The following is a 14,256-nucleotide window of genomic DNA, read 5'->3' as shown; positions in this document are numbered from 1 at the left end:
AACAGCATTATAAGAGCTTTGTCAATAAAAACTTAGGGCCAATTGGAAGCATAAAGCGCGGAACGTAGGCTCTGGCTCCAATTGTCAACAAACCCTAGATAATATCATCTGGATAGGAACAATAAATTAAGTTCATTTTTAATGTGACCATCTCCTGGATGCAACGAACATGTCCTGGCCCGTAATCGGTAGGGGTGAGCTATCAACACCCCCTGATCGCTGCGGAAAATTATCCACTGGAATGTCTTCTAATTCAGGCTCTTTTATATTGAATGTTTCCAGTGGCTCATCCCCTTCCTTCAAGGAAGAACATAACTCATAAGATTCTGACCATTGTTGTCTATCCATTTCTTTGAGCACCCTGCTAACCTGTCTGGGTAAAAGATTCCATTTTCCCCAAAATGAAACGTGATTTAAGGGTTCAGTTTTTTGCAGTATTGAACCCAGCAACTTTAATTTCTGTGTTGTTTCTTCTATTTGTTCAAACCTCGAGTATGTCAAAATATGAATAAAAATTGACACCAATACATGGGTTTCTCCCTGTATTAGCTTAAGGTGCTTTAAACCGGCTAATGGTCGGGCAAGACAGAGGGAATGCCTTGCAAACTTAAATAGCTTCAAGTCCTGGGGATTTTTAATAAACGCGCAGGGTAACGACTGAAAAACCGGGTACAGTACCTCAAATAACGTCATATTTTTGATTACCCTTTGTTTTTCCAATAAATCTGTGAACTGCAATGTAAATGAATCGGTTATATTTTTACCTTTTTCACACCTGGTTACCGTTTCCTTTTTTGGAAAGCTGGAAAAATACTGCTGACGCAGATCCTCTATTCTCGTCCCATATACCCCCAAAGATTCAGCCTCGGAGGCAATATACTCAAACCAGTCAGCATGCCCTCGATAACAACAAAAGCACAGTAGTTCTTCTATAGAACCAAATGAAGAGTACATATATTCTTCATTAATGGCTCTACTGTTTGCTGTTTGCTGATAACGAACGGTGAGGTAATTTTTAGCTGCCTGATAGCCATTATCAATTAAAACTGTTTTCTCATTAGAGCCTATATTAAACTGAGTGGCGGAAATATTATTGATTGGAATTAAGACAACCTGATTGCTATGCTGTAACAATTTTAAACGATCTCTCTCCCAACCACTTACCGGATCTTTTACTCCAGTCAGTAACCCATAGATCCAGTTCCAAATAAAATTTTCACGGTATACCCTGTCAGCTAATTTGTCCAATAAGCTTCTTTCTTTGCCATTATCAAACTGGAAAGCAACCATGCTCAAACAATTACCATGTTCCGACTCAAGTAATGTGGAAAGATCGCCCCGGAATGCTTCTGTAGGGAAATTACTTAAAACACCTCCATCATTATGAAGCTCACCATCTAAAAGAGTAGGTTTAAAGACTATAGGAAAACTGGCAGATGTTTTCACTGCTTCACTGACTTCCATATCAGGGGTAGTAGTATAAGAAAAATAGCGCGTTTTTCTTTGTGGTACATTAGTTGCTGTGACAATTAATTTATCACCTAATCCACAATCAGGATAATGGGTCTTAAGAAGATGCAATGACTTAAAACTAATCTTCCCATTCTTAAGTACACTGTTTGTTAAAAATCTTTTCCCTTCCGGGGTCTTATCAATCTTGTATTTTGTGATTATCGCATTTACCTTTTTAGTAATCATATAATCAAGCGCAGCCTTTACTGCACGCGCATCAGAAAGCCCTGATCGATCAATCTCATAATGAATTAAATTCTCTTGTTTGAATTTTTGAAAAAAATCCAGAATTTCCTCCGAGGAACATCCCAGATAGCATAAGACAATCATAATAGCGCCTGCAGAACTGCCTGCATAATTAGCTGGCTTGATTCCTGCTTCTTCAAATGCCTTTAAAGCACCCACATGCGCAAAAATTTTTGCTCCTCCACCACAAAAAACCATACTATCCAACTCTGGACGCTTTTCTATTACTAAAATTTGGCCATCATTCGCCCTCCTGAATACCTGGATGTTTTTTCTCTCCAGGATAGGTTGATACTCTCGATTACCAAGCCTGATGTCCTTCATTTCAAATGACTCTGGTATTTTTAAAAACCAGGATTTAATCCAGGATAACAATTTCAAATACCACGGTTTGACACTAAACAGTCTTTGAGTCTCACGATACTCTTTCATTGCTTTCATTCGTTGACTGTTAGAAGAAACATGGATGGAAAAAGGATGTGGCTTATAGATGATAGAATCAAAGTCATAAGACTCAATATCAGCAACCATCAAACTTTCAACCATTTTATCGGTCAGGAAAACCCGTTTTGCGTTACGAAGGGGGTCTACTTGACCATCCTCTGGATGATGGTATTTAAGTCCTTTATCTTCAACAGAGAATTGATTTAGTCCTATTAACAGACCATGTTCATCCTGACATATTTCCATCCCGGTCAACTGATAATTAAAAGAAAACTCCAGAGGAGCCAAATACCAATGATAAGATTTTTTCTTATAAAACAATAAATTAGTTACTCTTCCCCACCAACTTAACTCCACTTCAGCTGTATAACCTCGATAATTATTGGTAGCAACACCACTTAAAAACGCCATATGAGCATTGCCATCATGGGGCTTTATAAACCAACGAAGAAATTTATCTCGAACCCGCTCACTCATACGGGTAAAGTCAAGGATAATTCGTTCATCATCCAATAAATAATCACCCAGGCTGTATTGGCTATCAGGCGGCATACCATTTATTCGGAACCACCCAAGATGAACGGTAAGAAGAAATTTTTTTAATAAAAGAATATTAGGATAATGAACAATATCTTTGCGTAGTAAGGCACTTAACACATCTTCTCTTGGCATATATTAGTCCTTTGTTTAAGCCAGATCCCAAGACACGTTTCGATCCACTGTATCTTGATCAAGTGTTAAATAATTTAACTAATTTATTACTAACATAAATTAATGAGTAAATAAATACCAGATAGGTTTCATTGAGATGGATTAGATACAGGACAGGCTTGTCAGCTAATTTATTCTATGGACTGCAGGATTTGTTGTACGACTTTCGCAGGCTCCGGGGCACGGGTTATCGGTCGTCCAATTACCAGAAAGTCACTTCCTGATTGACTAGCCTCCAAAGGAGTCATAACACGAGATTGATCATCTTTCTTATCATCTGCCAATCTGATACCTGGGGTAACCGTAAGGAAAGAAGGCTTGCATGAGGATTTAATTAAAGACACTTCAAAAGCAGAACAAACCACTCCATCCAAATTAGCCTGATAGGCCAGCCTGGCGAGCTTTTTCACTTGTACCTCAAGCGGAACATTTAAGCCAACTGCAGGCAGCTCGCTTTCACTCATGCTGGTTAATACTGTGACTGCTGTTAATAAAGGACGTTTCTCACCATAAGGAATTAATGCTTCCCTTGCCGCTTGCATCATCGCCAAACCACCTGATGCATGGACATTAATCATCCAAGCACCAAGTTCTGCACAGGCACGACAAGCTTGAGCCACGGTATTAGGAATATCATGAAATTTCAGATCAAGAAATATCTTAAACCCTTTTTTTATCAGCAGGCGGACAAAATCAGCCCCAAACAGGGTAAACATTTCACTGCCTATTTTCAGGGCACATTGTTCTGGGTCAAGCTTACTAACCAGAGCTAGTGCTTCATTTTGATTAGCAAAGTCAAGGGCTATAATAAGTTTTGTATTCATACTACTAAAGCACTGACTGCTGCATTAGAAGAAATACAGGCTTTTACTGCATTTGTGACTTTCTGTTGTTCTTCCATGCTTAAATAAGGGTGCATTGGCAAACTGACTACATGTTTACTCGCCCTCTCAGCATTGGGAAAACTACCTGTCTTATACCCGAGAGATGTTAACGCTTCTTGTAGATGCATCGCTACAGGGTAATGAACTGCAGTAGGTATCCCCAGGGTTTGCATTTGCTTCTGGAATTCATCCCGATTGGGTACTTCTATTGTATATTGAGCAAAAACACTGGTATTACCTGCAGCGACAACGGGTGTCGTCACTATTCCAGCAAGAAGTTGTTCATAACGCTGTGCCACTCGCTGACGCATGATAATTTCATCAGGGAAAAGTTTCATTTTTTCAATTAGAATCGCTGCCTGTATGGTATCCATACGTCCATTAATACCAATCCTTCGATGGCAATACCTTGCATTTTGTCCATGAATACGAATTTCAAGCATCCTTTCGGCTAAAATATCATCATCTGTGAAACAGGCACCGGAATCCCCATACCCTCCTAACGGTTTGGATGGGAAAAAGCTTGTGCATCCTATTGTTGACAGCGCACAAGAATAAACCCCATTGTATGTGGCTCCAAAGCTCTGAGCACCATCTTCTATAACTGGTAAGCCGTATTGCCTGGCAATCCTGTTAATGGCATCCATGTCAGCACATTGGCCATATAAGCTGACTGGCATAATCGCCTTTGTTTTAGGGGTAATTGCTGCTTCAATCTGATTCGCATCAATATTATAAGTCTGCAGATCAATATCAACAAAAACAGGCTTTGCCTGACAAAGCGCAATAACTTCAGCGGTAGCAAAAAAGCTGAAGGGACTGGTAATAACCTCATCTCCAGGCTCCAGATCCAACGCTAATAAGGCCATTAATAAAGCATCCGTTCCACTTGAGTTGACAATGGCATGCTTGACACCTAAAAATTCCGCCAATTGCTTTTCAAGTTTTCCTACTTCAGGACCCATAATGTATTGACCATGCTCAAGAACAGCATGAATACTGCGTAAAATGTCGGCTTCGATTAATTTATATTGTTTCTTTAGATCAATGAACTGCATAATTTTCTCAAAACTTTAATGGACAAGATTTAGTTTATTGAGCTTCACTAAAAAGACGGGATTACAGATTTTCAAGAGATGACAATGACAGCCCAAAATACCCTGAAAATCTCCACTTACACCCTGCCTGCGTTAATCAAGTTCGGAACTAATCTCCTTCCAACCCATGAACTGGCTTCATTCTACCCCACTGTTTACAACTTGGGCAATGCCAATGCAAATGTTTTCCTCCAAATCCGCAATATCCACATCGGTAAATAGGTTTGTTGTCTAAAAATTTGCTAGTAATATCATATAGCATTTGCAATTTATCACGCACTTTGCCGTGAGCTGTTTCAAGATGCCAAAAAATAAGACGATTTAATCCCCTGATAGAAGGATGGGTGCTTAACTTTTCAGAGACAAAATCTATTGCGGCATCCATTCCTTTTTCGCCACGTAAAAATTCAGCAATTACAAAAATAGTGGAAGCACGAGGATTATCGACCAAGGTTTGTTGGAAGTAGTCCACACACTCATCCATAGCATCTAACTCGCGATAACAGGTCACTAGTGGTTCAATAATTTCACTGAGAAATTCAGGATCTTGCTGGGGAACCCGTTTTAAAGAACGAGCGGCCTGCTTATAACGGCCATTCTTAATATCCAGCGAAGCCTGCATCAGGCTTGCCCGTACAGACATCTTATCAATTAGCAAAGCTTGCTTGATGGCATTTTGAGCTTTATCAAATGAATTTACCTTTAAAGCTTGAGTTGCAATTTCGCAATAATAATGCGCGGCCTGGATATGCATACTTTGACCAGCAGAAAGCTCCAGCTTTTTTATAATATCCAGCGCTTTTTCCCAGGCTTTCTCTTGTTGATAAATGGCCAGTAACCCCTGAAGGCTAGAAGCCTCCCTGCTACCACCAAGCTCTACAACTTCCAGAAAAATTCGTTCTGCCCTGTCAAATACTCCGGCACTCATATAATCCTGACCAAGTGCCATTAACGCTTCTTTCCGTTCTCTTAAACTTAATTGTGGCCTTGCAATCAAATTTTGATGGATTCTTATGGCCCTATCAACCTCACCTCGACGACGAAACAAGCTTCCCAAAGCCAGGTGTGTTTCAACTGTTTCACTATCTACCTCCAACAGCTTGATAAATACATCGACTGCTTTGTCAGGCTGCTCATTTAACAAGTAATTTAAGCCCACAACATATTCGCGAGATAAACGATTACTAAAGTGTGTCTGTTTGCCAGAATGATTACGGCTGGCAACCCACCAACCAGACCAGGCAGCAGCAGGCAATAGCAATGGCCATAAATTAATCATCGAAAGATCTCCGTTACTCGTTTTTCAATCAATTAATAATCAGGGTAACGCTAATCGGATAAATTCTTAACCATCTGATTTTTATCGTCAACTTCACTTAGTGCTGATCTTGCAGAGGAATTGACCTTAAGTTTTTTATTTCTTTTTCCGTCATCTTTAGTTGATTTTTGACTTTCAAATATTCAACTTTGAGTCGCCAATAACGGTAAATAAAAATCAGGAAACCTAGAAGCAAACCTATTCCTAACATGATGGTCATTAGAACGGAAATTGGAATAGATAGTTTGGTAAAATAAAGATTAACTGTTACTGAGTCAGCATTTAACGCAGCAAAACTGACACCTAATAGAATTAATATTAAATAAAATAGCATCATGAAAAGGCGCATTGCATTATTCCCTTGGCTAATAACAGTCACTGCAATATGTCTACTAATACTCACTGATAAAACCTGTAATCTCAGGCTTCTCTTAGCGACTCTCTACAGTAATCGTACTTTATCATGCTGAAAAATTTTAACAACCGAATAATCCTTTATGGATATAAGAAGCGTAGTTTAACTACGCTTCTTATAGGGAAGAAGTTATTCGCCTTCTTTACTTGCCATTTTTTCTTTTAACAGATCACCCAAGGTGGTTGAAGCAACTTCTCCGCTACGCGAATATTTTTTAATGGCTTCAGCCTGTTCCTGAGCATCTTTAGCTTTAATGGAAAGCGCTATCGTGCGATTTTTCTTATCAATATTGATGATCTTAGCTTCGACATCATCACCTTCTTTAAAGAAGTTAGTCGCATCATCAACTCTTTCTTCGGACAATTCATTAGCACGGATAGTTCCAATAACCTCTGGTGCGAGTTCGACCGTCACTGTTTTAGCATCTACGGCAGAAACTTTACCTTTGACAACAGACCCTTTGGCATTTTCTTCTGTGTAAGAAGTAAAGGAATCTCCTTCCAGTTGTTTTAAACCAAGGGAAATTCGCTCACGCTCAGCATCAATCGCCAGAATAACGGCTTCCAACTCCTGACCTTTCTTAAATTGCTTAACTGCTTCTTCTCCTGCAACATTCCAGGAAATATCAGAAAGATGAACCAATCCGTCAATCTCACCTTCCAAACCAATAAAGATTCCAAAATCAGTAATTGAGCGAATTTTTCCGCTAACTTTTTGTCCTTTACTGTGAGTTTGTGAAAATTGATACCAAGGATTACCCACACACTGCTTCATACCAAGCGAAATACGGCGACGTTCTTCATCTATCTCAAGAACCATAACGTCAACGAGATCTCCCATGGAAACAACTTTGCTTGGATGTACGTTCTTATTAGTCCAATCCATTTCAGACATATGAACCAGACCTTCTACCCCTTCCTCAATTTCGACAAAGCAACCGTAATCAGTGATGTTGGTTACTTTACCTTGTAATTTCTTGCTAACAGGATAACGGTCAACCAAATCAACCCAAGGATCATTACCTAATTGTTTCATGCCTAATGAAACACGGTTTCGTTCGCTATCAAAGCTCAACACTTTAACACGGACATCCTGACCGACAGTTAAGAGTTCGCTTGGATGCTTGACGCGCTTCCAGGAAATGTCAGTAATATGCAAGAGACCATCAATACCACCCAGGTCAATAAATGCACCATAATCTGTAAGATTTTTAACAATACCGTTAAGTACTTGTCCTTCATGCAGCGATTCAAGTAACGCTTGTCTATCAGCACTGCTTTCTTCTTCAACAACAGCGCGGCGTGAAACAACAATGTTGTTACGCTTAAGATCCATTTTAATAACTTTGAACTCTAATTCTTTACCTTCCAGATAGGAGGGATCGCGAACAGGTCTGACATCAACCAAAGAACCAGGCAAAAATGCACGGATTGAGCCAATTTCAACAGTGAAACCACCTTTAACTTTTCCAGATATCAAGCCTGTCACAGTTTCGTTATTATCATAAGACTTGGACAGCTTGCGCCATGCTTCCTGACGCTTGGCTTTTTCTCTGGAGAGCAATGTTTCACCATAACCGTCTTCAACTGAATCTAAAGCTACTTCAACCGTGTCACCTAAATTAACTTCCAACTCACCATTCTTATCGTGGAATTCCTCAACAGCAACAATGCCTTCTGATTTTAAACCAGCATTTAAGGTGACGTAGTCATCATCAATACCGATGACTTTAGCGGTAATAATAGCTCCAGGATAAAATTGCGCCCCGGCGATACTTTGCTCAAATAATTCTTTGAAACTTTCAGACATATTAATAAACTCTTTAGTAAACTAATGGAAGAATGAGATCCTCTCACCTTCCCCCCAAAAACCTAACGCTTAAACAAGTGTTCATCGACCAATTTTAATACATTATTGAACACTTGTACAATCGTCAAGCCAGTTGTGTTAATAATAGCCGCATCCTTTGCTGGCTTTAACGGCGCATGCAGCCGAGATGTATCCCGTGCATCACGTTTTTCCAACTCATCAACAACCTCGGCGAGGCTAGCATCAATTCCACTTTCTTTCAACTGTAAATAACGCCGATGTGCTCTTTCTTCAGCAGATGCATGTAAATAAATCTTCAAAAGCGCATCAGGAAATACTACGGTACCCATATCCCGCCCATCAGTTACCAATCCCGGCAGCATTGCAAATGCACGCTGGCGAGCCAATAAGGCCTCTCTGACCTCCGGCAACACAGCAATTTGCGATGCATCCTGTCCGCATTGTTCACTTCTTATTTCCTCAATCACATCTTTACCATCAAGAAGCACCTGCGCTCTTTGCTCCGGATCCGTTTCAAATTTCAAATCCAGTGAATAGGCCAACTCTGATAAAGCATGAACATTGTTAAAATCAATCCTCTTTTTTCTTGCCGCAAGCGCCAAAACCCTATAGATGCAACCACTATCCAACACATGCCAGTGCAGATGATTTGCCAGCATATGACAAATTGTCCCCTTTCCAGTTCCACTTGGCCCATCGAGAGTAATTACCGGCACACCTTTAACTGACTTCATCATGAATTTCCTTGATAGCCAAATTAATTTTATTTGCTGTTTTTACAAAATCTGGAAAAGAAGTTGCAACATTTAGACAATTTTTAATCATTACTGGTTTTTTTGCAACTGCTCCGGCGACAGCAAAGGCCATGGCAATACGATGGTCATTAAAGCTGTTTACTTCTCCTCCCTGCAATGTACCGCCATTAATATATAAACCATCCTCAAAAGCCTGTGCTTCAACGCCTAAATTTTGCAATCCTTCCACCATAGCTCCAATTCTGTCGCTTTCTTTACAACGTAATTCTTTTGCCCCATGCAATAAAGTTTGCCCCTTGGCACAAGCAGCTGCAATAAAAATCACCGGGAATTCATCAATAGCAATAGGAACCAAATCAGAAGGAATATCAATGCCTTCAAGAGGAGCATACCTGACACACAGATCGGCAACTAACTCTTCACCACAAAGCCGTTTGTTATTCAAACCGATGTCTGCACCCATAAGCGTCAGGATTTGTAAGATTCCAGTTCTTGTAGGATTTATACCAACATTTCGAATCATTACCTCCGAGCCTGGAATGAGCGTCGCTGCAACAATGAAAAAGGAAGCAGAGGAAATATCTCCCGGAACAATAATATCTGTACCCTGACATTCACTTTCAGAGTTAATAATAATTGTATTTTCAGCTTTCTGAATTGGATAAGAAAAAGTTGTCAACATTCTTTCTGTGTGATCGCGAGTAATCCCTGGCTCTATAATTTTTGTTTCACCCTGAGCATAAAGTCCCGCCAGTAGCAGGCAGGATTTTACCTGAGCACTGGCTTCAGGCATCTCATAAGCGATCCCATACAAAGGATGTCCACCACGAATATGAATGGGTGGCTTGCCTTCAGTAGTGGTTACTTCAGCACCCATTTGCACCAGGGGTCGACTTACGCGCTCCATAGGTCTTTTTTGCAGGCTCTCATCCCCATTTAGCTTGCTATCAAACGGCTGAGCAGCCAAAAGTCCGGCAAGAAGACGCATTGTCGTGCCAGAATTACCACAATCAATTACGTCTTGAGGTGCCCGCAGGCCATATTTACCGACACCATGAATCACCACTCGTTGAGCAACCGGTCCTTCTATTGCCACTCCCATAGATTGGAATGCTTTGAGGGTGGCCAGGCAGTCCTTCCCTTCCAGAAAACCATTAATGGTAGTAGTGCCTTTGGCAATAGCACCCAAGATTATAGCCCGATGTGAAATAGACTTATCTCCTGGAACAGTAATATCACCCTGCAAAGCATCTACCGGATTGCTTACAAAATGTAACAAATTCATTAATTGTGTTCCTTAGCAAAGTCATGCATGAATTCAATCAGTCTTTCTACACCAGCCAGAGGCATAGCATTATAGATGCTGGCACGTATTCCTCCGACAGTGCGGTGGCCTTTTAGAGCAAATAAGCCACGATCCTTTGCTTTTATTAAAAATAATTCTTCAAGTGATGCCTCTCTTAGATTAAAACAAACATTGACCAGCGATCTTGCCTCTTTTGAGACTTTGCAGTGATATAAGACCGATGAATCAATATATTCATAAAGTTTAGCGGCCTTTTTGCAGTTAACTTTATAAAGAGTCTCCACACCGCCCTGCGCTTCAATCCATTGAAACATTTTTACCGCTAAATAACAGTTAAAACCTGGGGGGGTAGCATAAATCGAGCGTGCTGCACTATGGGTGCGATAATCAAACATGGTAGGAATGGCTTTATTACTAATGGTATCTAAAAAGCTATCCTTCACAAGGATAACGGTTAATCCTGCGTTCGCAATATTTTTTTGAGCACCGGCAAAGATTAAGTCATACTCTGTAATCTCGATGGGTTCACTAAGCAAGCTGGAAGTCATATCCGCTACCAATGGTATATCCTTAATCTTTGGTGCCGAGGTAAAACGGACTCCGTTGATTGTTTCATTGGAGGTAAAATACAAATAGCGGGTATTTTCTTTTATTTGCCAGTCAGCAGTCCGGGGAACGTTAGTGAAGCCATTTTTTTCATCACTGGCTACACAATAAGCATTCTTTAGTTTACAAGCCTCCTGGTAGGCAATTGAAGACCAGATGCCCGTTATCAGATAACCTGCCCGCTGATCTTCTTCAAGAAAATTCATCGGAATCATTGCAAATTGCGTCCGGGCAGCCCCTCCCAAAAAAAGAACCCGATAATCGGAAGGAATGTTTAACAGCTTTCGCATCCCTTGCTCAGCCTCTTCCATTAAATGCCTGAACTCTGGGGTGCGATGACCTGTCTCCAGTATTGACATGCCTGAGTTTTGCCAATTTAAGAGCTCTGCCTGAGTCTCTCTTAAAATATCCTCCGGCAACATGGAAGGGCCTGCACCGAAATTATAGCCCCTATCCATCGTTATTATCTTCATTCACTTCATTGACAGGCAGGTTATCCCCTTCACCCGAATCTATCGTTTCGTCAGAAATATGTTCATCAATGATTTCTTCTATGCGCTGCATGCCGACCACATGTTCACCAGCGCTCACATTGATAAGGCGTACACCCTGCGTATTACGGCCGATCACAGATAGCTCAGAAACCTTAAAGCGAACCAGAGTCCCTTTATCAGTGATTAGCATCGCTTCATCATTATCTTCGACCTGCAAGGCTCTTACTACTTTACCGTTTCGCTCATTCACCTGAATTGAAATAACACCCTGTCCTCCTCGTCCTGAGACGCGATACTCTCCAACATCCGTGCGTTTACCATATCCATTTTCAGTTGCAGTCAAAATGGTTCCATGGGGCTTGGCAACAACCAGCGAAATTACAGATTGCTGCTCTTGCAGACGGACCCCTCGGATACCGCGCGCCGTTCTACCCATAGGTCGAACCAGGCTTTCATCAAAGCGAATAACCTTGCCCGCATCAGTAAATAGCATAATATCCTTACTGCCGTCAGTAATATCAACACCAACCAAACGGTCACCTTCATCCAGATCAATTGCAATAATCCCACTGGAACGAGGACGGCTAAATGCTTCAAGAGAGACTTTTTTAACGGTGCCATGCTTGGTTGCCATGAAAACAAAATAACTCTCAGTATATTCACGTACTGGCAGTAAGGCATTAATTGCTTCGTCAGCAGCCAAAGGAAGAATGTTCACTATTGGTTTACCACGGGAGATTCGACTGGCAAGCGGCAATTGATAAGCCTTTAACCAATACAATTTACCGTAGTTAGAAAAACATAATAACGTATCGTGGGTACTTGCAATCACTAAACGCTCTACAAAATCTTCATCCTTGACGTTGGTGGCCGACTTACCTTTCCCTCCCCGACGCTGAGCCTGGTAGGCAGAAACAGGTTGATATTTGACATAACCTTGATGTGATAAGGTAACAACCACGTCTTCTTCCGTAATTAAATCTTCAATTGTAAGATCTTCCTGAGAAGCTGTAATTTCGGTACGCCGCGCATCACCAAATTGCGATTTAATTTCTAATAATTCGCCATGAATAACCTGCATCAACCGTTCAGGAGAGGCCAGGATGTCCAACAAATCTTTAATTACCTCCAGTAACTGCTTAAACTCATTAAGAATTTTATCTTGCTCCAGAGCGGTTAAGCGATGAAGCCGCAAATCGAGTATTGCCTGTGCTTGCTCGGGTGATAAACGATAACCAGCATCAGTTAACCCAAAATCACTTGGTAAGTCATCAGGACGGCAGGCATCACTGCCAGCGTGCTGCAACATCGATTTCACCATTCCAGGCTGCCATAGTCTTGCCAGCAGGGATTCCTTCGCATCCTGAGGCGTAGGTGATTGCTTGATTAGCTCAATCATCTCATCAATGTTAGCCAGCGCAATCCCCAGTCCTTCTAATAAATGGGCACGATTTCTTGCCTTCTTTAATTCAAAAATCGTACGTCTTGTAACAACCTCACGCCTGTGCTTGATAAAGTATTCAAGAATTTCTTTTAAATTAAGGGTACGTGGCTGGCCATCTACCAGAGCGACCATATTAATGCCAAATACATTCTGCATCTGGGTATGGGCATAAAGGTTATTTAAAACAACTTCAGCAACTTCCCCCCGTTTAAGTTCGATGACAACCCGCATACCCTGTTTATCAGACTCATCCCTTAAACCGGAAATACCTTCAATCCGTTTTTCCCGCACAAGCTCGGCGATTTTTTCAACCAGGCGTGCTTTATTAACCTGATAAGGAAGCTCTGTAATAATAATTGCCTGGCGTCCGTTGTCATCGGTTTCTATTTCTGTACGTGCACGAATATATATCCGTCCACGGCCTGTACGATAAGCCTGAATAATCCCTGCTTTACCGTTAATAATCGCGGCAGTTGGAAAATCAGGGCCTGGTATATAATTCATCAGGTCATCCAGGACCAGTTCGGGATCTTCAATCAAGGCCAGGCAAGCATTAATAACTTCTGTAAGATTATGAGGTGGAATGTTCGTAGCCATCCCAACAGCAATTCCTGAAGAGCCGTTGACTAACAAATTAGGAATTCTTGATGGTAAAACAACAGGAGCAAATTCAGTCTCATCATAGTTAGGACTGAAATCAACCGTGTCTTTTTCCAAATCAGCAAGCAGGGCATGGGCTACTTTAGACATTCTAACTTCGGTATACCGCATGGCAGCAGCAAAATCACCATCAACAGAACCAAAATTCCCCTGACCGTCAATGAGCATATAACGCATGGAAAACGGTTGAGCCATCCGTACGATTGTATCGTAAACCGCCGTATCTCCATGTGGATGGTATTTACCGATTACATCCCCCACAACACGGGCAGATTTTTTGTAAGGTTTATTCCAGTCATTACCCAATTCGCTCATGGCAAAGAGTACACGCCGATGAACGGGCTTTAGTCCATCACGCACATCGGGTAATGCACGACCGACTATCACGCTCATTGCGTAATCGAGGTAAGATTGCTTTAATTCATCTTCAATATTAACGGGTATAACTTCTTTGGCTGAATAAACCATAATCAGGACGTATCCTTATGCATTATTGACAATAAAATTAGCTTGAAATGATACCACACAGAACGG

Annotated in this window: 10 protein-coding genes; all 10 read right to left on the bottom strand. The window is 41.1% G+C overall.

Translation table 11 applies throughout. The features are described from left to right. Nucleotides 1–138: 138 nt before the first annotated feature. The 10 genes from vpdC to gyrA all read right to left on the bottom strand — a co-directional run bounded on the left by vpdC (nt 139) and on the right by gyrA (nt 14,190). A complete protein-coding gene (gene vpdC / locus E1O65_RS07780) occupies nt 139–2,874 on the bottom strand; it encodes a Dot/Icm T4SS effector VpdC (RefSeq protein ID WP_133133033.1) in 2,736 nt (911 codons plus the stop codon). A gap of 170 nt (nt 2,875–3,044) precedes the next feature. After that, a complete protein-coding gene (gene pyrF / locus E1O65_RS07775; protein ID WP_133133032.1) occupies nt 3,045–3,737 on the bottom strand; it encodes an orotidine-5'-phosphate decarboxylase in 693 nt (230 codons plus the stop codon). Beyond that, entirely contained in the window at nt 3,734–4,855 is a 1,122-nt protein-coding gene (locus E1O65_RS07770) for a DegT/DnrJ/EryC1/StrS family aminotransferase (RefSeq protein WP_133133031.1), read from the bottom strand. Before E1O65_RS07770 ends, pyrF begins: the two co-directional genes overlap by 4 nt. Nucleotides 4,856–5,003: 148 nt before the next feature. Then, complete coding sequence (lapB, locus tag E1O65_RS07765) at nt 5,004–6,173, bottom strand: lipopolysaccharide assembly protein LapB (protein WP_133133030.1); 1,170 nt, start codon at nt 6,171–6,173, stop codon at nt 5,004–5,006. A gap of 97 nt (nt 6,174–6,270) precedes the next feature. Next, nucleotides 6,271–6,615, bottom strand: a complete 345-nt coding sequence (locus E1O65_RS07760; protein WP_242601561.1) for a LapA family protein — start codon at nt 6,613–6,615, stop codon at nt 6,271–6,273. Nucleotides 6,616–6,756: 141 nt separating this feature from the next. Next, nucleotides 6,757–8,436: a 30S ribosomal protein S1 gene (gene rpsA, locus E1O65_RS07755; RefSeq protein WP_133133029.1), complete on the bottom strand. Its 1,680-nt coding sequence runs from the start codon at nt 8,434–8,436 to the stop codon at nt 6,757–6,759. Nucleotides 8,437–8,498: 62 nt separating this feature from the next. Beyond that, nucleotides 8,499–9,191 (bottom strand): (d)CMP kinase, encoded by a 693-nt coding sequence (gene cmk, locus E1O65_RS07750; RefSeq protein ID WP_133133037.1) that lies wholly within the window; start codon nt 9,189–9,191, stop codon nt 8,499–8,501. Further along, the gene (gene aroA / locus E1O65_RS07745) at nt 9,178–10,497 is read right to left on the bottom strand and encodes a 3-phosphoshikimate 1-carboxyvinyltransferase (RefSeq protein WP_133133028.1); all 1,320 of its coding nucleotides are present in this window, start codon (nt 10,495–10,497) and stop codon (nt 9,178–9,180) included. Before aroA ends, cmk begins: the two co-directional genes overlap by 14 nt. After that, nucleotides 10,497–11,597: a 3-phosphoserine/phosphohydroxythreonine transaminase gene (gene serC, locus E1O65_RS07740; protein ID WP_133133027.1), complete on the bottom strand. Its 1,101-nt coding sequence runs from the start codon at nt 11,595–11,597 to the stop codon at nt 10,497–10,499. The genes aroA and serC overlap by 1 nt, the downstream gene beginning before the upstream one ends. Continuing rightward, nucleotides 11,575–14,190 (bottom strand): DNA gyrase subunit A, encoded by a 2,616-nt coding sequence (gyrA, locus tag E1O65_RS07735; RefSeq protein WP_133133026.1) that lies wholly within the window; start codon nt 14,188–14,190, stop codon nt 11,575–11,577. Before gyrA ends, serC begins: the two co-directional genes overlap by 23 nt. Between the last annotated feature and the right edge of the window lie 66 nt (nt 14,191–14,256).

It is taken from the genome of Legionella sp. W10-070 (assembly GCF_900640175.1).
Lineage (GTDB): Bacteria > Pseudomonadota > Gammaproteobacteria > Legionellales > Legionellaceae > Tatlockia.
This window is presented reverse-complemented; position numbering and strand designations above follow the sequence as displayed.

Coding starts and splice junctions, on each gene's coding strand:
- vpdC (WP_133133033.1), bottom strand. CDS start 2,874: ATGCCAAGAGAAGATGTGTTAAGTGCCTTACTACGCAAAGATATTGTT.
- pyrF (WP_133133032.1), bottom strand. CDS start 3,737: ATGAATACAAAACTTATTATAGCCCTTGACTTTGCTAATCAAAATGAA.
- E1O65_RS07770 (WP_133133031.1), bottom strand. CDS start 4,855: ATGCAGTTCATTGATCTAAAGAAACAATATAAATTAATCGAAGCCGAC.
- lapB (WP_133133030.1), bottom strand. CDS start 6,173: ATGATTAATTTATGGCCATTGCTATTGCCTGCTGCTGCCTGGTCTGGT.
- rpsA (WP_133133029.1), bottom strand. CDS start 8,436: ATGTCTGAAAGTTTCAAAGAATTATTTGAGCAAAGTATCGCCGGGGCG.
- cmk (WP_133133037.1), bottom strand. CDS start 9,191: ATGAAGTCAGTTAAAGGTGTGCCGGTAATTACTCTCGATGGGCCAAGT.
- aroA (WP_133133028.1), bottom strand. CDS start 10,497: ATGAATTTGTTACATTTTGTAAGCAATCCGGTAGATGCTTTGCAGGGT.
- serC (WP_133133027.1), bottom strand. CDS start 11,597: ATGAAGATAATAACGATGGATAGGGGCTATAATTTCGGTGCAGGCCCT.
- gyrA (WP_133133026.1), bottom strand. CDS start 14,190: ATGGTTTATTCAGCCAAAGAAGTTATACCCGTTAATATTGAAGATGAA.